Below are 17918 nucleotides of genomic sequence, written 5' to 3' on the forward strand. Positions count from 1 at the left end.
CCGCCCGTAACGGCACCGTCTCAGGATCAAACCCGCCCGAACCCCTCCCCCGACGATCCCGAGCATGCGTCATGCCCACCGAGCCTAGCCGCGCACCCCCACGGGCAACACCAGAAACCGTGGCGCATCAAGACAATCGAGGGATTGACCTGGCACCAGACCACTATTCGGATCGAGGATCGCAACCTCATCTACCAGGTTGAATGTCCAACCCAATTCATCCGAGCTGCACAACATCCCATAGGAGGACATCCCCCGATAATTCCGCCGCCGCATCTTCTTCCGCCCCGGTAGTCGAGCACCCGGCGGAGCCGCCGGGACCAACTCACCCTCCATGTCCGGCCGCTGACCACCGTAAACAACCTGATGCTTGGAACCATCGCCTAGGTCGACAGTGGCCAACCAGATGCGCTCAGCATTTGGATGCGGCCGTACTTCCAAGACACGCGCGACGACAACGCCGCGCGTAAGTTCTTCGCAGGTTGGGTCGTTCATTCACCGGTGACTTTCTTTGCTTTGCGGGTCAGTCGATCAAATGTCGCCGACGCGAGGGCGCGATGGCGTTTGTTCATCAGCGAGACTCCAACATAGTCCGAGTTCGGCGACTCGGTGAAACCGATCCAGCCGTCACTGCCGATGTATTCTTCGACGTACTGATACAGGATCGGACTCTGTTTGCGCAGCTGTTCGACATCGAGTTTGAACAGGCAGAATCCCGCATAGAAGCCTTCAGCTGCAACACTGAAAGTGCATCGATCGATCTTCGACTGGCTCAACCCCTGCTGTTCGAGCAGGGCTCGGAACTGTTCCACATAATATTGCTGCTCCGGCATCTCATACGAAAGCACGAACTGATAATGGCGATCCCGGGCCAGATTCTCCGCGACGACTTTCAGAAAATTGCCCGCCGCCACACCCTGCTCGATGCCGCCTTCTACCGTGACGAGATCCTCCGCAAGATCCATTGCGGCAATGAGACTCAGCTCGCTGAATTGCTCCAATTCGAGAGCTTGATAATGATCGAGCATCCCAGCGAACGTGAGCGAACGCTTCGCCGCGTCCTGCGCCGCCATCCCGATGCGCTGAGCGAGGATCGTGCCGATCTTCGCGACAAAAGCAGACTGCACGGCCGCATCGGCGCGAGCCGAAGCGAGACTTGCCTCCATGTAGCGGGCTATCGGTCCGTAATCGAGTGTCCCACCTGCTCCCGCAACGCTGTCCTCGCCGAACATCAAGTAGTCCAACGACACTCCGAACAGCTCGGCGATCGCGACCAGCTTGTCCACACTGGGGTTGTTCTGCCCCTTCAGGTACTGAGACAGTGCGGCTGTCGTAATCCCAAGATCGATACTGAGCTGCTTCCGGTTTCCGCTGTAGTCGCCGGCCTCGATGAGATGCTTAAGTGTCGCTGCAAATTTGATCTCGCGCATGGCCACCTCTCCCCGGTCCCCCATGATAGCTGCCACGCTGGTAGCAAGGATATTTCGCGTGAACCGCGTTCAGCGTGCACCGGCAGAGAATCGCCCGAAGACTTAAGCAATACTTTCTCATAACGAATTTATTGCCAAGTCCGGCTTGATGATTCAAGCGTTACTTGACAAGATGCACCCTCCGCGCCAATCTCAATTGCATCGGCAACAACTGAAAGACCGTCATGCCATACGACATTCGACACTGCCCACAGTGCGGCAGCCCACTCACAGCGGAGCCATTCCCGACAACCATTCGCTCGATGCCCATTCCGCCGACTCCCGCCGAGCGCGAATGGAAATCGGGGCGCGGTTCGATCACTGGCCGGGTGGTCGGGACGCCTGATCGCATCATAATGCCAGCCCTGCAGCCCGTTTGGTTCACGCTGCTTGCACTCACACTGATGTGCGAGCAATCGCTCATTCCCGGTTCGGTGTTGCCGACCCTTGGAGCGATGATCGTTGCGGCCGGAGCGCAACACCGGCTCGTCCACAGTCGATACCGCAAGGCAGCACGGTTCTTTCGGTGGATTTATCCAGTGGAATACCGGCAGGGAATGCTTTTGCGGCTTGTCGACGACGACGGCAGGAAATGGCAATCGAAGTTCATGCCGGTCATGGCAATGGAAGTGTTGGCGAACGACCTGGTTTTCACAGAGGGACGAGTCACTCGACGTGGGGACCTGTCGATCTGGGGCCTCACGAATATTCGGACCGGGACGCATCGCACCAGCCGCATGCTGGCGGTTTGGCCGATTGTCGTTGTCAGCGTGGCGATCATCGCCTGCACGGCTGTCGCGGTGTTGTGAGGGCCGATGAAACGCCGATGGTGTAATCGCCGCTGGGGGGTGACGATTACACCATCGGTTTATCCGGAGGGGAGAAAACCGCTGCTAGGCAGCGGTTTTCGTATGCTTACGGGAGAGCAGGGGGTAGCCGGCGCAGACCAGGACGCCCCAGGCGACGCCTACCGCGAGGGCACTGCGGCCGTCTTCGGTGAAGAAGAGGAGGACTACGACCAAGGCGAGGAAGGCCAGGGCGAGAGCCGTGGTGAAGGGGGCTCCGGGAAGGCGGTAGTCGCTGGCGGGGAGTTCGCCGCGGTTGACTCGGAGGCGGTAGAGGAGGTGGCAGACCAGGATCATGCCCCAGACGAAGATGATGCCCATGGTGGAGACCGAAGTGATGTAGCCGAAGGCCTTCTCGGGGGAGAAGTAGTTGACGGCTACGCCGATCACCATGACTGCCGCGGAGACGGCGATGCCGACGGCCGGGACCGAGCGGGGGCTCAGGGCGCCGAGGGCGGCGGGGGCCTCCTCGCGTTGGGAGAGGCTGCGCAGCATGCGGCCGGTGGAGTAGATGCCGGAGTTGCAGGACGACAGGGCCGCGGTCAGCAGGACGAAGTTGATGATGCCCGCCGCGCCGGGGATGCCGATCTGTTCGAAGACTTCCACGAACGGGCTGCGGCCCGCGTGGAAGGTGCGCCAGCTCGACACCGACATGATGACGATGAGCGCGCCGATGTAGAACAGGCCGATGCGGAAGGGCAGGGTGTTGATGGCCTTGCGCAGGGTGCGTTTCGGGTCGCGGGCCTCACCGGCGGTGACGCCCACCAATTCCACACCGACATAGGCGAATACCACGATCTGCAGCGCGAGCAGCGCCTGTCCGACACCGTTGGGGAAGACGCCGCCGTCGTTCCACAGGTTGGTGACGGTCGGGTTGGTGGCGTGGCCGAAGTGGAAGATGAGCACGCCGATGCCGATCACGATCATCGCGACGATGGCGGTCACCTTGATGGCGGAGAACCAGAATTCGCCCTCGCCGAACAGTCGCACCGACACCAGGTTGGCGATGAACATGATGCCCAGCACCACCAGCGCGGTGACCCACTGCGGGATGTTGAACCAGTACTGGACGTACTTGCCGGCCACGGTGATCTCGGCCATGCAGGTCGCGACCCACACCGCCCAGTAGGTCCAGCCGGTGGCGAAACCCGCGAAGCGGCCCAGGAATTCGTTCGCGTATTCGGCGAAGCTGCCGGTGACCGGGCGGTAGGTGAGCAGTTCGCCCAGCGCCCGCATGATCACGAAGATGGCCAGGCCCGCGGCCAGGTAGCAGAGGATGAGGGCGGGTCCGGCCTTCTGGATGGCGCCGCCCGCGCCGTAGAACAGGCCGGTGCCGATCGCGCCGCCGATGGCGATCATCTGGATGGTGCGCGGCGACAGGCCGCGCGAGTACCCCTCGTCGTCCGTGGGGTTCGTACCGGTGTCCGGTAGTTGCCTTTCCGAGGCTGTCAAATGCGGTTCCTCTCACGTGCGTGCGGCCGGAACCCCAGCATTGGTGATCGGGAGATGCCGGCCGCACCGAGCTTGCCGACGGATTGCCGTGCTCGGTCCAACGGCGTGTCACGCTACCTGAGAGGTATTCGGCGTCACAGTCACCGGCGCACGTGGCGAGCTTCGAGGTTGCGGCTGGAATTGCCGGGGATGTGCCCCGACCTCGCGCCGAGTGCTCAGCCCGCGGCTTCGTCGATGAGTTCGAGGCCGGTGACGACCTCGGCCTCGATGCGGATGACATGATCCATCGGCAGATTGATCCACGGATCCAGCAGCGTCTCGTAGCGCTGCACCTGTTCGGGATCCATGACCACCCGCGCGACCCCGGTGACGATGACACTCCAGCCCTGACGGGTGTGCTCGTCGAAGGAGTCGGCCTCGTAGGCCACCACCTGGCCGTCACCCCGCAACAGGCTTGCGCCCAGATGCGCGCGCACCACGACGACGTCCTCTTCGACGATGTGATTGACCGGTCTGATGATCGGAAGTCCACGGCGCGAGTACACAATTCGCCCGTATTGCGCGCCCGCCAGCCGTTTCAGTGCATCGGCAGCCGAGAGCTCGCGCAGCTTTCGTGCCCCTACGCCGCCCATGATTTCGATTGTGGTCCTTCCGCCGCGAATACGCCAATTGCCTTGTCGTGTGCCATGGTTCATGGTCAGCATCGACCCGGCCGTGCGGGAGCATCAGCGCAGCGGCGGCACCGCAACCACGGCGGGCGGTTTATCGGTGCGCAACCCCTTCCAGCTGGGCATGCGCAGTCTCTCGCCGGAGAATTCGCGGTATTCCACGTCCCCGACCAGGATCGGCTCGACCCAGTGCCAGCCGCCCGCACCGGCTTCGGGCGGGGACTGCTCGAAAGGGCTTGCGGAGACTTCGATCTCGTCGAGCGCGCCGCGCAGGATCCGCCGCGTGGCATGGGTGAACCCGGTGCCGACATTGCCGATGAAAACCAGTCTCCCGGTGTCGTCGTGCGCGCCCAGCACCAGGGATCCGAAACTCGCGCCGAACGCGCCGGAGCCGGGTGTCCAGCCCGCCACCACCACCTCGGTGCGTTGCCGCAGCGGCGTCTTGATCCAGGCGGGTGAGCGCCGGCCCGGCAGATACACCGAATCCGTCCGCTTCGACACGATGCCTTCGATGTGATGCTCGCGCGCCACCTCCAGCAACCTGTCGGCATCCATGTCGACCCAGTGCGGCGGCACCGACAACGGCGCAGGCAACTCCAATTCCGCCAGCCGCGCCCGCCGCTCGAGATACGACTCCCGCATGATGTCGACCCCGTCGACGGTCAGCAGATCGAACACGAAGAACCGCACCGGCACCTCCCCCATCAACTGCTCGGCAGGCCGCGCCACATGCATCCGCCGCTGCAACAGCCCGAACGACGGCGCCCCATCCCGATCCAGGGCCACGATCTCCCCATCGATAACCAGAGATTCCTTGCCCGGCAACGCTTTCAGCGCGGCCACCACTTCCGGATACGCGGCACTCACATCGTTCCCATTGCGACTGAACAACTGCCCCTCCCCACCACCCGCAATCGCGATGATGCGAACCCCATCCCACTTCATCTCGAACGCCCACCCCGGCCCATCGGGCGGCCGACCCCCGGTCGCCAACATGGGCGACGGGCCACGACGCACGGACGCGGCCACCGAGGCCGCTACCCGCGCCGACTATCCGGCATTACGGACATGCCCTGAAGTTTGCTATCAGATAGCCATCATTCGAACGTGGCGCGCCGATCACCCACGAAACCGCCAAGCTCACCGACCAAACCGGTACACAAGCTGACAGTCTGTCGGCGCAAACTCGACAACGGCGACGGCCCCTGGACCCCAACCACGGGAGGTCGCCAGCTGTCCAGATGACCGAAACCCGATAGGCCACAAACCGCCGCAGCAGAGTTCAGCCCGAGTCGCGGTCGCAACCATGGACCGCTAAAGAGACGGCCCTACTTGCCAAGTTGCTTGCGAGCAACGGCCGCCAATTTGCTCACCCCGTCAGGTGTCCCGTACCTGGCTTCAACCGCCGCGATTCCCCTCTGCCAATCATGAAAAACGATCGGCACGTACCCTCTGTTAGATGCGGCTGACCCGCGAACGTGCCAGGAAACTTTGTACCTGGTACGGGTGCTGTATCCGTGCGAGCCCTTACCAAACCCCCATACAGTTCTGCTCTTGCCGACCTTCGAACTGTGTGTGGCCACCGCTCCAATCTCTGGAACGTAGAAGTCGTCGTCAGCGAGAGGCCACCCGTAGCCAACAATCTGATACGAGATCGTTTGGTAGGTCTTTCTCTTGTTGAACAACGCAGTGCGCCGGTCGATGATCTCCTCGACCACTACTCTGCTCGGAACGTGATGCTTCTGCATTAGTTCAATGAACTCGCGAATCACTGGCTGCGCTTTGCTTCGAAGGGCGGCCTGCTCCGCGGCCCTCTGTGCCTGGTCGGCCTGTCGTCGCGATTGAGCCGCAGCATCGTGTGCTTCCGCCCGCCGGATCGCATCGTCAAGATCGCCCATGATCAACTCTTTCTGGCCACATCGGCCACGCGTTAGCTGGGTACCGTAGCTCGCCGCCGGACGGACCAATTGTCGCGCACCCCAGTGACCTCGGTGAGCGTTTCGCATCTGTCGGTTGTCGTACAAGCATCCGCAATCTGCTCGAGAATCGCCGTCGAAGCGAAGGGTGAGGATCCCCAGGCACGACAAGAGCTTTCCGACCTCGTTTCCGAGATCGCGGCGCGGCAAGAGGCTCAAGGCCCCGGAGGATGTTCTGGCTCAGGAGATTCAACGCATCGAAGTCCAGGAGCGCCGCTGGCAGATGCGCAAGTCGTTGCTGGACCGTGAACCTGCCGCCGTATTGATCGGCGGGCTCCTCCTGTTCACCCTGAGCGTTGGCCTCATGATCGCCATGTTCACCCACACCTGCCTCAGAGGGTGCTGACGAGCGCGTTCCTGCTGATCTTGGGGTTTTTTTTCGGCCAAACCACCAGTAGCAAGCCCGCAAGTACCGGGGCAAGGGATTCGATGAGAACCAGGCGCGGGATGTCATGCATCAAACCTGGTTTCGGTACAAATGCATTGACGTCATCTGTAGCGCCGAACTCCGCACTGCCGCCTTGGCATACACGACCCGGCTGAACGAAGTGGTCTGGGGTTACTCACAAGAATGCCAGACGGCCTGGGACCTTATGAAGGAACTTCGTGAACCGTTCTTAGATGCCGCGAGAGCAGAGCTCGATGCCTCAGATCTGGGTATCGTCCGCAAGCGACTGAGATTTCTCCGTCGTAGCGCACTCACTTCAATCGCGTTGCCCGGCCCACCGTAGTGCCCAGGTCTGTCGACTCGATCAGCGTCGACCAAACCACCAGCAACCATCGCGAATCCGGAGATACTGAGCGATGTCGTGAGTAGCTTCCCACAGCTGGGGAGGCCTTACTGATGCTGTCCTCCAGGTGATCGCTACCTTGTAAGCCGGGTCGCTGCGACTGTCTATGACCCTCACTAACCTCGTACTGATTTGGTCTCAAAGCGCTTCATTAGTTGAGGATCAGCGCAATTCAGCAGGGGTACCTTCCGTCGGGGTTCGCTTCTAGCGCGCCGATACCGACAAGTACCTCCCTGACATGCGATCCGTCATATGGGGTGTCGGACCCGACGTCGCTCGACGACGTTCCGCTGTAGAGGTTGAACTCGGCCTTGTCTGCGTTCCTCCATGTGGGGTTGATGCTCGCCACTATTTTGGCGAGGGTGTCGGAGTGATACTCGATGCTCTTGCAGGTGCCGTTCGAAACCTTTGACCAGTCCGGGTTCTGGCCTTGAACCTGTCGGAGTTCGTTTGAGTCGTCGGGGAGGAGTTGGAGCGCCGCTCGGGTCGCAGTGTTCGCATCAACGGGGGTAGCGAAGTGGAGGTGACCATTGATGAGGTGGCCCTGCCACGTTGTGACGGAGTTTGGGTCGAACGCACAGAACAGAACGCTGGGCGTAATCCACCACCCGACACCGGATCCCAGGTTGTCTTCACCCTGGTCAAGACAGTCGCCTTTGGTGGCCTTGGTAAACCTTTGGTCCCAGTATGCAGTCACCGACATGATGCCGCGGGTACCGTCCCGCGCCGGGGGCGAAGGCTCGGGCGTTGGCGTGGCCGTCGAGATGAGTGTCGTAGTGGTTGGTGGATCCGTCGTCACGGTCGGTTGCGGCGTAGTGACGGTCGGTTGCACAGCGACCGCGGTCATTGTGACGGTGGCTGATTTCGCTTCGGTTTTCGGAACTGGATGGGTGACAGCCCATGCCGTGAATGCGACAGCGCCGACGGTGGCAATCGCTCCGGTGACCACCCCTCCCGTGGCCGCTCCGGCTGGGGCGCCGGCCAGCTTTGCCTGCGACCGGCCGAGGAGACCCACGATGATGGCGGCGACTCCGAAGACGATGCCGCCCAATACTGTCCAGAATGACAGCAAAGCACCGATGCCGAGGAAGAGCGCGACTAGCGACATCTTGCTCTGGGGCGGCTTTGACTGGGAAGGCTGCACAAATGGCGGCATCGTCATTTCACAATCGTATGGTTAGGTTCGATCGGGCGCGGCCGATCGACCATCAGCGGTATAGCCTCTCAGGCAATGGATTTCGTGACGCTCGGCGTCGCAGTCTCCCGTCGCCGGAGGTCGGATGTGACGAAGGCCTGGCTTTTTGGATCTGCCCAAGTGGACCTCGGTCGCGGCGTAGCACTCCTGCTACTTGTTCTTGCGACACAAGAGGTCGACTTCGGTGTCGTAGGAGACTGTCGAACCCGGAGTGAGATTCATTCCGATAACTGTCCAATGCGACTCCATGATCACCATCTTGCCGCCCTCACCGACAGGCATTCGGTGATCGAAGCCCGCCTGACAGAGGGCATCCATGGCGTCGCTCGCGTTCCAGCCGACGATATCGGGAACGGTCCGCAGTGAAGTATCCCCCTTCGAACAGGTCGCCAGCGCGGTTGTGGTCTTGGCGGTTGTGGTTAGCGGGACCTCTGTTGTGGGCGCTACCGCCGGGATGGTTGTTGCGGCTGGCGGGACAGCAAACGGCTGCTGCGTCGTGACGGTCGCAGAGTAGGCCGTAGTCGATGAGGACGATTTGCTGCTGGCGCCGACCGCTATTCCGCCGAGCCCACAGACCACAGCCACACCGATGATCACAAATATCAAAGGGTTCGGGCTGTTCTTCTTCGGTGGCGGCGCCTGGAACCCGATCGGCGGAATCCCTCGAGGGCCATGGGCTGAGTGTGGGCCGTGCGAAGGGTACTGCGGGTACGTCACGAACTTCCCCCGGTTGTTTTGAACGGAATGCACGCGGTCGGGCTGCTTCCCCTGCTGCGGCCAAGCGAAGCTAGCACTGCCTGCCAACGCCATCCAATGACACAGCGTGCCAGATAATTTCGCCTGGCTCGGGATCTCACCGCGAGAGGAAGGGGCGATTCGTTCTGCAGTTCAGGAGATGTTCGATTTGGCGATGCGTCCTGCGGCTGCCGCAAAGGCCGTCTCGTACGTGTGGCGGCTGCGAGGTGCCCTGGGGCCTGATCTGACCGCCCTGAGTGGTCATCCGCCGCCGTTATTTACCTCAGCCGATACTCAGATGCTATTGCCTGGCCGAATCCTAACTTGGACAAGCTATTTGGCTTATTCAGCGCGAGTAGTTGCCTGGCGGTGGCGGAGGTGGCGCAACTTGAACATGCTGTGTCCATTGGATGCCATCCCACCACCGGAGCTGCCCCGGATAGCCAGGGTCGACATACCAGCCGGGTGGAGTGGGGCTCGGGCGCATTGCCTCGCGGACATTCGCGTGATCGAGTGCAGCGAGCTGCTTACGCTGCATCTCAAGCTGCATTGCGTTCTGAGCAACCTGAGCCCGCGCGGCATTACGCGTTTGCCGCGCATATTTGGCAGCCCGCTCTCCAGGCTTGCTCCAGCTCACGAGCCCCATTGTGGAAAGGCTCGCCGTCTTCCTGATCAGCCCCATCGAACTCCCACTCTCATCGTCGCCAGGGGGCGCCTGGCAGGGTGCACGCTAACACGGCATCCACGAAACATGCTCGCGTACAAACAATTTGGCCACATCATCTTTAGACCGTCAGGTTTCATTCAACCTGCGATACACGCCTCGCTGTGTTCATTCTGCAATCTCCCAAATGCGTGCGATTCAATTCGGTGGAGACAATTCGCTCGATAGTCGCGGACAGCAGCGCGCTCGATGTGGACCTCCGCGCCGCCGAAGCGGCACGTCGCGCTTCGACCCGATTGGCGAAGCCCGCAGACTACGGGCCAGGAAACGGAGCCATCATTCGAAGGCGGCGCGCCGAACGTCCACGAACCCGCCGAGACTCACCGGCAACCCGCCGTTGCGTGGGTTTGGGCCGGGGAGCAGGGGGCATGTCCGGGATATGTTGACAATCATCGGGCTCATCGCTCTGTTGGGTGCTGTGACGGTGGGGGTGGCCGGCGTGCAGGCCAACAGCGGTGGCAGCCATAACCTGGCCAATGGGTTCACCGTTTTCGATCACACCTATGGGGGATCCACCGGATTGTTGTTCGCCTACGGGATTCTGGTCGGGGCGATCGGCACGGCGGGGTTCATCCTGGTGCTGGCCGGTGTCTGGACCACCTCCCGCCGGGGTGTGGTGGCGCGGCGCGAGCTGCGGCATTCGAGGCGTGAAATGGCCGCGGCACGAAAGGAACTCGCAAAACCGGGACCTGCGGCCAAGCCTGCGCGTAGCGTGGATTCGCCCCGGCAGCCGGTGGTTCCCATGACCAAGACGCCGCAACGCCGCTTCACGTTGCCGACCTGGTCTGCCAACCTCTTCCGCAAGAGCCCGGGCACACCCGCCAAAACCGAATCCGCCGCCAAATAGGACCCCAGGGTCCGTCAGAGGACACCGCATGCTCGCCGTGCTCGGCCTCGCATTACTCGATGCCGGCTGGCTGCTCGCCACCCCGGCCTGCACCTCGCTCGGAATCATCGTGCTGACCGTGGCTTTCATCCGTTGGCTGCTCGGCGCGCCCGCCCGGTATCTGGCCCATCCCCGCTATTGACTCCCGACCGCGCCGACCGGCCTTCGACCGGTCGGCTAGCGTCGAAGTCATGACGGTGACGGTGCTGGTTCCCGACGAACACGGTTTCGCGGCGGTCTCGCGGCTGGAAGGTGCGCGGGCGCTGCGCTATACGCTCGGCGAGCCGCTGCCCGCCGGAGCCGACGAGGCGGAAGTCTTCGTGCCTACTTTCCTGGCCGCCCGCCCTGAGACGGTGGCGCTGGCGCGCTCGCTGCCGAAACTGCGCCTGGTGCAACTGCTCACGGCGGGGGCCGAGATGTGGGTGGGCAAGCTGCCCGCCGAGGTGATGATCTCCACCGGCCGCGGTGCGCACGGCGCGAGCACCGCCGAATGGGCGATTACCGGATTGCTCACGGTCTATCGGGAATTCACCGAGTTCGCGGTGGCCCAGCGTGAGCACCGGTGGACGCAGCATCGCACCGATACGTTGCACGGCAAGCGAATCCTGATCATCGGCGCGGGCGATCTGGCCGTCGAGCTGCGGCGGATGCTGGCGCCCTTCGACACCACCGTCGAACTGGTCGGTACTCGTGCCCGGGATGGCGTGCACGGCGTCGACGAAATCCCGCAGCTACTCCCCCATTTCGACGCGGTCGTGCTCATGGTGCCGGTCACCTCGGACACCGTCGGCATGGTCGACGCCGAGTTCCTGTCCCGGATGCCCGATCACGCCATCCTGGTGAATGCCGCCCGCGGCCCCGTCGTGCGCACCGACGACCTGCTGCGCGAGCTGGAATCCGGCCGCCTGCGCGCCATTCTTGACGTCACCGACCCCGAACCGCTGCCCGCCGAGCATCCGCTCTGGGACGCTCCCGGCCTGCTGCTCACCCCGCATGTCGGCGGCAGCAGCAATGGCAACCTGAACCGCGGCTGGAGCATCGCCACCGCCGAGATCGCGCGCTACGTGGCGGGCGACCCGCCCCTCAACCTCATCCGCGGCGAATACTGAACTGCCGCTCCGGAGTAGCTATAAATCCTTGCCGATCGGCCGGTTGATGCCCCGCCATTCGCGTTCCCAGCGCGCATAACGCCGGGCATCGAACACCGTCCCGGTGAACCACACCGACGCCGCCGCCGCGCACCAGGTTTCGACGAGCACGGCGAGCCCCGTCCCGATCCCTTCCGCGGCCGCGGCCCCCGGCCGGGACGGCGCCAGCGTCGGCTGCCCGTCCTTGACCCATAACGCCACCGTGGCCCCCGTGGCCTGCGGGCCCGGCACATCCACCGTGGCCGTGGCGGTCTTACCGTCGATAACCCATTGCACCGGAGCCTGATACCGCTCCGGATGCCCGGCATACCGGTCGGAATCCGGCACCTGCACAGCATCCGCAGTCTCGGTCGCGCTGACCCGCGCCTTCCCCGCATCCTGCGCCGCGATCCGAGCCTGCGCCCCCGTATAACTCACCGTCCCGATCGCCCCCGAGACCGGCACCGCGGCAGCCACCACAACCACCGCCACCGCCCGCAACACCACCTCGACCCGATCCGAGACGCGCATCAGCGAATTCGTGTTCCACGGCCGCACGCGCCACAACCGCGTCGGCAAAGGGGGACGCATCGACACCTGGACCGCCTCTCTCCACGCGTCGTCTTACCGACTACATCGGTAGCTGTACCCACTCTGATACGCCACTAACAGGGGGAACGTCAAGGTCACAGCGTTGCGTCTTCATTACGCGGCCTCCAGATTCACACTTTGCTCACGTTTTGAGGGTCGCAGCGGCTCCATCGCCACCACGTTGTCGACCGCTGGACGGGTGTATCCCTCGGGGTCGATGTAGTGCACGGTCGCGATCGTGGACGCTTCCCGGTGCCCCAGTTGGGCACTGGCCCGCAGCGGATCGTTCGTCTTGCCCGTCACGTGCGTCGCGGCGGTGTCCCGGAGGTTGCCGTACTGCACCCATTCCAGGGCAGTGCCCCGAACCACCTTCTGCAGCAGCTGATCCGCGGCGGCTGTGGACACCAGGCAACCCCGCTTGCTCACCAGAACATGAGTGGTCTCGTCGACATCACCGGCCTGCCGCCGCCATTCACGCAGCTCGACCGTGAGCCACCTGGGCAGTGTCAGGTAGTAGAACCTCCCGTTGTTCTTACGCTTCTCCTGGCGTACGTAGCCGCGGTCGGCCTTGATGACAGTGCCGCAGACATGGATGACCGCGCACTCGTCGCCAGCCCGCAGATCGACGTCCATCCAGCGCAATGCGAGTGCCTCACCGATCCGCAGACCGGTCCCCAGCAGGAGCAGGAACAGCATCACGCGATACGTCGTGCGCTGGGCACGAGCGATGAAAAGCTCATACAGCGCTTCACGTTCGGCCAGCCTCAGCGCCCGCTGCTGCCCTCCGCGTGCCGAGGGGTTGGCTACGGGCAGCATCGGGCTGTACTTGTACGGCCCGCTGAGGACGAGCCGCTTGAAGATCGCCGAGAGGATCGTGTAGTGCTGATGCGCTATGCCCGGTGCGACAGTGACGATGTCGTCCAAATAGTCGGCGAGGTAGGCCGAATCCCCTACTTCCCTCAGCGTCAGATCACCCATCTCGGTCTCCAGCCGGATCGCGTCGTCCTTGGATCTCGGCCCGTCGGAAACGTAGATCATCCGGCGGTAGATCTTGACCGTCTGCTGCTTGATCTCACCCTTCGCCACGCGTTTCTCACACAGGTCGATAAACCAGTCGAAGACATCGATCATCTTGTCATCGAGGGTAAATCGTCTCGAGGCAGTGTTGTTGCGGCGCTGCCGAACCGAGCCCTTTTTTCGGTTGATCTCGAATCGTTCCTCCCAGTCTTCGAGACACTCGTCGCGTGTATACCCAGACCCGCTCGTGGTGGTGTAGCCGCCGTTGAATGTCCGATGCCGAATGCGATCCAATCGCCAAACACCATCAGGCCCCTTCTTGGGGGTCAGCTGAGCCTTTGTCGGCCGACCTCCCGGTACCAGCCTGTCCCTGGACAAGGCAGTTACTCCCTTCTCTGCGCTACGGTTCGATTTGTGTCCGCTCCCACGCGAAGTAGTCCTCGCTGGGATACCGGACTCGCCCACCTGCGAGCCGAATGCACCTCGGGCCCTTACCGATTGACGCCCAGTTCGCCAGCGTCTTCGGGGCCAGCTGCAACCGGTGCGCCACTTGCGCCCGGGTCAGATACGCATCGATGGTGGACATGTCGAATCTCCTTGCCGAAGTCCGGGAGTTCAAGATCACCAAAGTTTGCCCAGCGATAGCCGGGTTTGAACTCGGGATCCGGTTCGTCTTGCCTGCTCACGGAGGCACAGATCTTCTGGAATACGCGTTGGTCCATGCGCTGCTCGCCCACGAACATTTCGCGTCATCAGGGCTGCCAACACAGACCCTGGCTATCGGGTCGATGACTATCCGACTTACTGCGGATCGCATCGAGTAAACGTCAGAGTATGCCGCGGTTCACATCCAGGCAATACGCCTTGTCGATATACAGCGAACGGACGAATGTTGTGACAGACCATTGAAATTCAGGGTGAAAACAACATTCGGCCCACCCTTGCGGATGGGCCGAGATCGATGACCTACGAGCGAGGGCGACCACCGGACGCGTCTTCGCGGATCACGAGCAATCGCGGACGTTGACAACCGTCGGCAGCCGCGGGAGCGAAGTATTCACCGGTATCGGCATCGACGACCTGCGTCCACTTGAGCAGCTCGCGGACTTCCTCTGCAGCCAGGTGCTCGCGACTGGGTATGACCAGGATGTCGGCGCGCTCGTTGTAGACGAGGTTCATCAGACGGACCAGCAGAGTGTCACGGTCCTCATCGGCTCCCCCGTACTTCACCAACGTCACGACACCACCAAGACGCTCAGCGACAGCGACGATTTGCACGTAATCGTCGAGTTCGTGGTTCCCCGAGATCTCCCGCCGCAGGAACGCGACCACGGTCCGCTTCATGAGGTGACCTCCACATCGAGGACGGCCCGGCCGCGCTGAGTGGTCGTGTACCGAATGCCGCTGTGCGTCAACATCCAGACGTTTCTGCGCGGGCCGATGCCGCCGACTGCAAAGCCTCGTCGCTTGAGCGCCTTGGCATTGGTCCGCACACTGCGGACCGAAATGCGGGCGTCCCGAGCGATCTGCTCGACGGTGAGCTCTCCACCAGGCGCGAGAACCCGGAGTATCCGCGCTTCGGTCAGGGTCACAGCCATGGAAGTCCCTCTCGAATCCTCGTGCGGTGAACAGCTTTCAGTGGCTGACCACCGCCGACGGACGAGGGCACGAGCGCGATCGGCGGCGGCCAGCCGCCCCTATGGGGCGCCGCTCCATCAGGAGCTATCAATACAATCCCACCAACGAGTGGCCGGAAGTGGGCCATTCAATCGGCCATATACCGGCCAAATTTTGGCCGATCACGTTGTTTGCGTCCGGTATCGCGCTAGCCTCGTAGGCATGACGTCCACCGACAACTCCCTACGGTCGGCCCGGATTCAGCGCGGTTACAACTCGCAGGCCGCACTTGCCGCCGCCCTCACCGACGCCGCGCGCAAATCAGGTCTACGCATCTCCATCAGCGAACGGACTGTGCGCCGCTGGGAGTCGGACACGCCGACCTGGCCGCGGTCCGAACACGTCAACGTGCTCCAGGACTTCTTTCAAATGCCGCTCACCGAACTGGGATTCAGCGCTGCTCGTCGCCCCGCCGACAAGCTGTCGCAGACGCCACCTGTCGGCGGACGCCGCGAGACGTGGGCCTCGAGGCATTCCGGTTCGGGAGTGGCCGAGCTGCCTGCGTCGCTGGCGACCGACTTCATGTCGCTGACCTCAGCTCACCGCCGCATGTATTGGTCAGTCCCACCGGCACGTCTGCATCCCACGGTCGCCGACCATGCCGCCCTGGGCTGGGATCTACTCCCTCATGTGCCCGGATCGGCGAAACAGTCGATGGCGCGGGCGGTCGCCGAGTCCGCGCTCATTGCCGGGCGGCTGGAGTTCTTCGATCTGCAACAGCCCGAGTTGGCGAGGCCGAGCTTGATGCTCTCGCTCCAAGCCGCGAGCATCGCCGACGATTCCCTGCTCGGTGCGGCAGCACTCGCGCACATGGCCTTCGCGCCCGCGTTCGCATATGACGGCGACCCGAAGCGCGCCGAGGACGCGCGCGACAAGCTCCGTGGCGCATGGACATTCGCGCGGCGCGGTGGCGCGAACGCAGAAATGCAGGCATGGCTCCTTGCGGTCGAGGCCGAGGTGGAAACCCGCCTTGGCGAGACGGGCCGCGCGCTCGAGCTGATCGAACAAGCCGAGACCGCCTACCACGAGTTCGACCCGGATCTGGATCCGAGTCCGCTGTGGATGGACTGGTTCTCTCCAGCGCGTCTTGCTGGATTCAAGGGCAACACCCTTACCGCCGCTGGCCGAGGAACGGAGGCCAGGAAAACCCTGCAGCAGGTGCTCTCGGATCTCCCTGCCGAAGCAATCAAGCAGCGTGCGGTCGTTCTCGCTGATCTAGCCGCAGCGGCAGTCCTCGAGCATGAACCAGAGCAGGCATGCGACCTCCTGGACGAGGCGCTTCAATTGCTCGGCGAGCATTGGTACGCCACTGCCATGGACCGCGTGAAGTCAGTCAGGCAGTCGCTACGCGAATGGGATTCGCTGCCGCAGGTGCGCGCGCTCGACAATCAGCTCTACAGCTGGCACACGATGATCAAGTCGCTGACGGTCTAACCGTTCTCTGCCGCAGCGATTTCCGGCAGCTCATTGAGGTCGTGGATCTTCCAATCGGACAGCTCGGCGACCTCTGGACTATCCCGCTGGATCCAGCCCCAAGGACCTCGCTGGATATAGGCGGTTCGCATACCAACTGCTTTCGCCGGTGCGATGTCGTTCTCGATGCGGTCACCCACGTACACGATCTCGTTAACCGCACAGGGCGCCACCTCGACCACCTTCTCGAAGAACGCGGTCGACGGCTTCTCCACACCCCAATCGTCCGACGTCGCAATGAAGTCGGTCGGTAGTTCGAGGCTGCGGAGGATCTTGCCGGAGCGCACCGTCTGGTTGCCGACGATCCCCACCCACACGCCCATGCCCTGAAGCTTCGAAAGCGCCTGCCGTACGTCGGGGTAGAGGTCCGCCTCGCCGTAGCTCTCCGGCTGGCCAGCGTCCGCACGCGCCTCACGTTCCTTGGCGAGGTCGAAGCCGGGCCGAAACACCTGGAAAGCTTCGCGGTAGTCCTTGCCCTGCGCGATCGTGGCCCCGAAGACCGAGACGAACGTATGCCGCGGCACGCCAAGCCAATCCGCCCACGTTCCGTACTCGCGCGTCTCGTCCACCAGCGTTTCGCCGACATCGAACACAACAGCCCCGATCATGCAGCACACGCTACCTGGCGATTCGAAAGGCATTCCGGCCCGTCAACCGGAGAAGATCGTCACGGCAGGACCGGAGGAGCAGGTTCGCATGAAATTCGCGTGCAACGACAGCGACGTCCTGATTCTGTGGGATGTCGACGACACGCTCATCGAGACCCGCGGCGTCGGCCGCGCCACCTTCGCCGAGGCGTTCGCATAGGTGACAGATCAGCGGCTGGAGCAGATGCCACACATCACTGGCCGCACCGAACCTGACATCTACGTCGCCGCCGCGGCCTGGCACGGGATCACAGCAGAACGGGCACTCGCACGAAGCTCGAAACGTTCAGGCTGCTCCTGCATCTCGATCTGGGGATAGGTGCGTACGGTGACGACAACCACCACCGCCCAGCCCTGGTTGACATAGCCCAACATCGCGCTGCCGACGTCGGCCCCAGGACTGTCGACCAACAGCGCACCGTGCTGATCGCCGACAGTCCCGCAGACATCGACACCACCGGGTGCCGTGGCGCTCGAGTCAACGCGGTCGCGGCGGCCGGGACGTCGCCGGAGGAGTTGACGGACGCAGGTCTGCTCGATCTGTGTGACACCGGATTCCTGACGCACACCAACCGCGCGCTCGCGAATGCTCAGCAATGCTTTCTTGCCTCCTATCTTCCACCCCTGGCACGCCATTCCCGCGAG

21 protein-coding genes and 1 pseudogene are annotated in these 17918 nt (G+C 63.0%); 6 read left to right on the forward strand and 16 right to left on the reverse strand.

Annotated features, from left to right (window positions below; all coding sequences use genetic code 11):
• Positions 1 to 84: 84 nt before the first annotated feature.
• On the reverse strand, positions 85 to 495 hold the full coding sequence (locus ACYVN4_RS20345) for a hypothetical protein (protein WP_460723411.1): 411 nt from the start codon (positions 493 to 495) through the stop codon (positions 85 to 87).
• Positions 492 to 1466: a helix-turn-helix domain-containing protein gene (locus ACYVN4_RS20350; protein WP_460723413.1), complete on the reverse strand. Its 975-nt coding sequence runs from the start codon at positions 1464 to 1466 to the stop codon at positions 492 to 494. Before ACYVN4_RS20350 ends, ACYVN4_RS20345 begins: the two co-directional genes overlap by 4 nt.
• A gap of 266 nt (positions 1467 to 1732) precedes the next feature.
• On the opposite strand from ACYVN4_RS20350, the gene ACYVN4_RS20355 reads away from it, so the two are divergent.
• Positions 1733 to 2278, forward strand: coding sequence for a hypothetical protein (locus tag ACYVN4_RS20355; protein WP_460723415.1), 546 nt, complete (start codon positions 1733 to 1735; stop codon positions 2276 to 2278).
• An 84-nt stretch (positions 2279 to 2362) separates the two neighbouring features.
• Here ACYVN4_RS20355 and ACYVN4_RS20360 read toward each other — a convergent pair whose 3' ends face one another.
• The 4 genes from ACYVN4_RS20360 to ACYVN4_RS20375 all read right to left on the reverse strand — a co-directional run bounded on the left by ACYVN4_RS20360 (position 2363) and on the right by ACYVN4_RS20375 (position 6332).
• Positions 2363 to 3766 (reverse strand): amino acid permease, encoded by a 1404-nt coding sequence (locus ACYVN4_RS20360; protein WP_460723417.1) that lies wholly within the window; start codon positions 3764 to 3766, stop codon positions 2363 to 2365.
• A gap of 215 nt (positions 3767 to 3981) precedes the next feature.
• On the reverse strand, positions 3982 to 4398 hold the full coding sequence (locus tag ACYVN4_RS20365; protein WP_460723419.1) for a pyridoxamine 5'-phosphate oxidase family protein: 417 nt from the start codon (positions 4396 to 4398) through the stop codon (positions 3982 to 3984).
• 93 nt (positions 4399 to 4491) lie between these two features.
• Positions 4492 to 5430 carry a non-homologous end-joining DNA ligase gene (gene ligD, locus ACYVN4_RS20370; protein WP_460724047.1) on the reverse strand — a complete coding sequence of 313 codons (939 nt, stop codon included), beginning with the start codon at positions 5428 to 5430 and terminating at the stop codon, positions 4492 to 4494.
• A gap of 332 nt (positions 5431 to 5762) precedes the next feature.
• Complete coding sequence (locus ACYVN4_RS20375; protein ID WP_460723421.1) at positions 5763 to 6332, reverse strand: hypothetical protein; 570 nt, start codon at positions 6330 to 6332, stop codon at positions 5763 to 5765.
• A gap of 166 nt (positions 6333 to 6498) precedes the next feature.
• Here ACYVN4_RS20375 and ACYVN4_RS20380 point away from each other — a divergent pair, with 166 nt between their 5' ends.
• Positions 6499 to 6756, forward strand: coding sequence for a hypothetical protein (locus tag ACYVN4_RS20380; protein WP_460723423.1), 258 nt, complete (start codon positions 6499 to 6501; stop codon positions 6754 to 6756).
• Between the two features lie 617 nt (positions 6757 to 7373).
• Here the strand turns inward: ACYVN4_RS20380 and ACYVN4_RS20385 are convergent.
• From ACYVN4_RS20385 to ACYVN4_RS20395, 3 genes are all read right to left on the reverse strand, one after another.
• Complete coding sequence (locus tag ACYVN4_RS20385; protein ID WP_460723425.1) at positions 7374 to 8363, reverse strand: hypothetical protein; 990 nt, start codon at positions 8361 to 8363, stop codon at positions 7374 to 7376.
• Positions 8364 to 8546: 183 nt separating this feature from the next.
• Entirely contained in the window at positions 8547 to 8993 is a 447-nt protein-coding gene (locus ACYVN4_RS20390) for a PASTA domain-containing protein (protein WP_460723427.1), read from the reverse strand.
• A gap of 484 nt (positions 8994 to 9477) precedes the next feature.
• Complete coding sequence (locus ACYVN4_RS20395) at positions 9478 to 9813, reverse strand: DUF2510 domain-containing protein (protein WP_460723429.1); 336 nt, start codon at positions 9811 to 9813, stop codon at positions 9478 to 9480.
• Positions 9814 to 10234: 421 nt separating this feature from the next.
• On the opposite strand from ACYVN4_RS20395, the gene ACYVN4_RS20400 reads away from it, so the two are divergent.
• The 3 genes from ACYVN4_RS20400 to ACYVN4_RS20410 are packed head-to-tail and all read left to right on the forward strand — an operon-like array spanning position 10235 to position 11850.
• Positions 10235 to 10702: a hypothetical protein gene (locus ACYVN4_RS20400; RefSeq protein WP_460723431.1), complete on the forward strand. Its 468-nt coding sequence runs from the start codon at positions 10235 to 10237 to the stop codon at positions 10700 to 10702.
• A 28-nt stretch (positions 10703 to 10730) separates the two neighbouring features.
• Entirely contained in the window at positions 10731 to 10883 is a 153-nt protein-coding gene (locus ACYVN4_RS20405) for a hypothetical protein (RefSeq protein ID WP_460723433.1), read from the forward strand.
• Between the two features lie 49 nt (positions 10884 to 10932).
• Positions 10933 to 11850 (forward strand): 2-hydroxyacid dehydrogenase, encoded by a 918-nt coding sequence (locus ACYVN4_RS20410; protein ID WP_460723435.1) that lies wholly within the window; start codon positions 10933 to 10935, stop codon positions 11848 to 11850.
• A 108-nt stretch (positions 11851 to 11958) separates the two neighbouring features.
• Here the strand turns inward: ACYVN4_RS20410 and ACYVN4_RS20415 are convergent.
• The 5 genes and pseudogenes from ACYVN4_RS20415 to ACYVN4_RS20435 all read right to left on the reverse strand — a co-directional run.
• Positions 11959 to 12459: pseudogene (locus ACYVN4_RS20415) on the reverse strand (hypothetical protein); the annotation flags it as partial.
• A gap of 114 nt (positions 12460 to 12573) precedes the next feature.
• Positions 12574 to 13590, reverse strand: a complete 1017-nt coding sequence (locus ACYVN4_RS20420) for a tyrosine-type recombinase/integrase (protein WP_460723437.1) — start codon at positions 13588 to 13590, stop codon at positions 12574 to 12576.
• A gap of 286 nt (positions 13591 to 13876) precedes the next feature.
• On the reverse strand, positions 13877 to 14062 hold the full coding sequence (locus tag ACYVN4_RS20425; protein ID WP_460723439.1) for a helix-turn-helix transcriptional regulator: 186 nt from the start codon (positions 14060 to 14062) through the stop codon (positions 13877 to 13879).
• A gap of 380 nt (positions 14063 to 14442) precedes the next feature.
• Entirely contained in the window at positions 14443 to 14820 is a 378-nt protein-coding gene (locus tag ACYVN4_RS20430; RefSeq protein WP_460723441.1) for a hypothetical protein, read from the reverse strand.
• Positions 14817 to 15074, reverse strand: coding sequence for a hypothetical protein (locus tag ACYVN4_RS20435; protein ID WP_460723443.1), 258 nt, complete (start codon positions 15072 to 15074; stop codon positions 14817 to 14819). The genes ACYVN4_RS20430 and ACYVN4_RS20435 overlap by 4 nt, the downstream gene beginning before the upstream one ends.
• Positions 15075 to 15315: 241 nt before the next feature.
• On the opposite strand from ACYVN4_RS20435, the gene ACYVN4_RS20440 reads away from it, so the two are divergent.
• Complete coding sequence (locus ACYVN4_RS20440; protein ID WP_460723445.1) at positions 15316 to 16587, forward strand: hypothetical protein; 1272 nt, start codon at positions 15316 to 15318, stop codon at positions 16585 to 16587.
• Here ACYVN4_RS20440 and ACYVN4_RS20445 read toward each other — a convergent pair.
• Both ACYVN4_RS20445 and ACYVN4_RS20450 read right to left on the reverse strand, forming a co-directional pair.
• Positions 16584 to 17234, reverse strand: coding sequence for an HAD family hydrolase (locus tag ACYVN4_RS20445; RefSeq protein WP_460723447.1), 651 nt, complete (start codon positions 17232 to 17234; stop codon positions 16584 to 16586). The genes ACYVN4_RS20440 and ACYVN4_RS20445 overlap by 4 nt on opposite strands.
• 258 nt (positions 17235 to 17492) lie before the next feature.
• Entirely contained in the window at positions 17493 to 17870 is a 378-nt protein-coding gene (locus ACYVN4_RS20450) for a hypothetical protein (protein WP_460723449.1), read from the reverse strand.
• Positions 17871 to 17918: the final 48 nt, after the last annotated feature.

The organism is Nocardia heshunensis, assembly GCF_054782115.1.

Bases quoted from the DNA above. Each gene is read 5' to 3' on its own strand.
- ACYVN4_RS20345 (WP_460723411.1), bottom strand. From the start codon at position 495: ATGAACGACCCAACCTGCGAAGAACTTACGCGCGGCGTTGTCGTCGCG.
- ACYVN4_RS20355 (WP_460723415.1), top strand. From the start codon at position 1,733: ATGCCCATTCCGCCGACTCCCGCCGAGCGCGAATGGAAATCGGGGCGC.
- ACYVN4_RS20365 (WP_460723419.1), bottom strand. From the start codon at position 4,398: ATGGGCGGCGTAGGGGCACGAAAGCTGCGCGAGCTCTCGGCTGCCGAT.
- ligD (WP_460724047.1), bottom strand. From the start codon at position 5,430: ATGTTGGCGACCGGGGGTCGGCCGCCCGATGGGCCGGGGTGGGCGTTC.
- ACYVN4_RS20375 (WP_460723421.1), bottom strand. From the start codon at position 6,332: ATGGGCGATCTTGACGATGCGATCCGGCGGGCGGAAGCACACGATGCT.
- ACYVN4_RS20385 (WP_460723425.1), bottom strand. From the start codon at position 8,363: ATGACGATGCCGCCATTTGTGCAGCCTTCCCAGTCAAAGCCGCCCCAG.
- ACYVN4_RS20395 (WP_460723429.1), bottom strand. From the start codon at position 9,813: ATGGGGCTGATCAGGAAGACGGCGAGCCTTTCCACAATGGGGCTCGTG.
- ACYVN4_RS20400 (WP_460723431.1), top strand. From the start codon at position 10,235: ATGTTGACAATCATCGGGCTCATCGCTCTGTTGGGTGCTGTGACGGTG.
- ACYVN4_RS20405 (WP_460723433.1), top strand. From the start codon at position 10,731: ATGCTCGCCGTGCTCGGCCTCGCATTACTCGATGCCGGCTGGCTGCTC.
- ACYVN4_RS20410 (WP_460723435.1), top strand. From the start codon at position 10,933: ATGACGGTGACGGTGCTGGTTCCCGACGAACACGGTTTCGCGGCGGTC.
- ACYVN4_RS20420 (WP_460723437.1), bottom strand. From the start codon at position 13,590: ATGATCGATGTCTTCGACTGGTTTATCGACCTGTGTGAGAAACGCGTG.
- ACYVN4_RS20425 (WP_460723439.1), bottom strand. From the start codon at position 14,062: ATGTCCACCATCGATGCGTATCTGACCCGGGCGCAAGTGGCGCACCGG.
- ACYVN4_RS20430 (WP_460723441.1), bottom strand. From the start codon at position 14,820: ATGAAGCGGACCGTGGTCGCGTTCCTGCGGCGGGAGATCTCGGGGAAC.
- ACYVN4_RS20435 (WP_460723443.1), bottom strand. From the start codon at position 15,074: ATGGCTGTGACCCTGACCGAAGCGCGGATACTCCGGGTTCTCGCGCCT.
- ACYVN4_RS20440 (WP_460723445.1), top strand. From the start codon at position 15,316: ATGACGTCCACCGACAACTCCCTACGGTCGGCCCGGATTCAGCGCGGT.
- ACYVN4_RS20445 (WP_460723447.1), bottom strand. From the start codon at position 17,234: ATGATCGGGGCTGTTGTGTTCGATGTCGGCGAAACGCTGGTGGACGAG.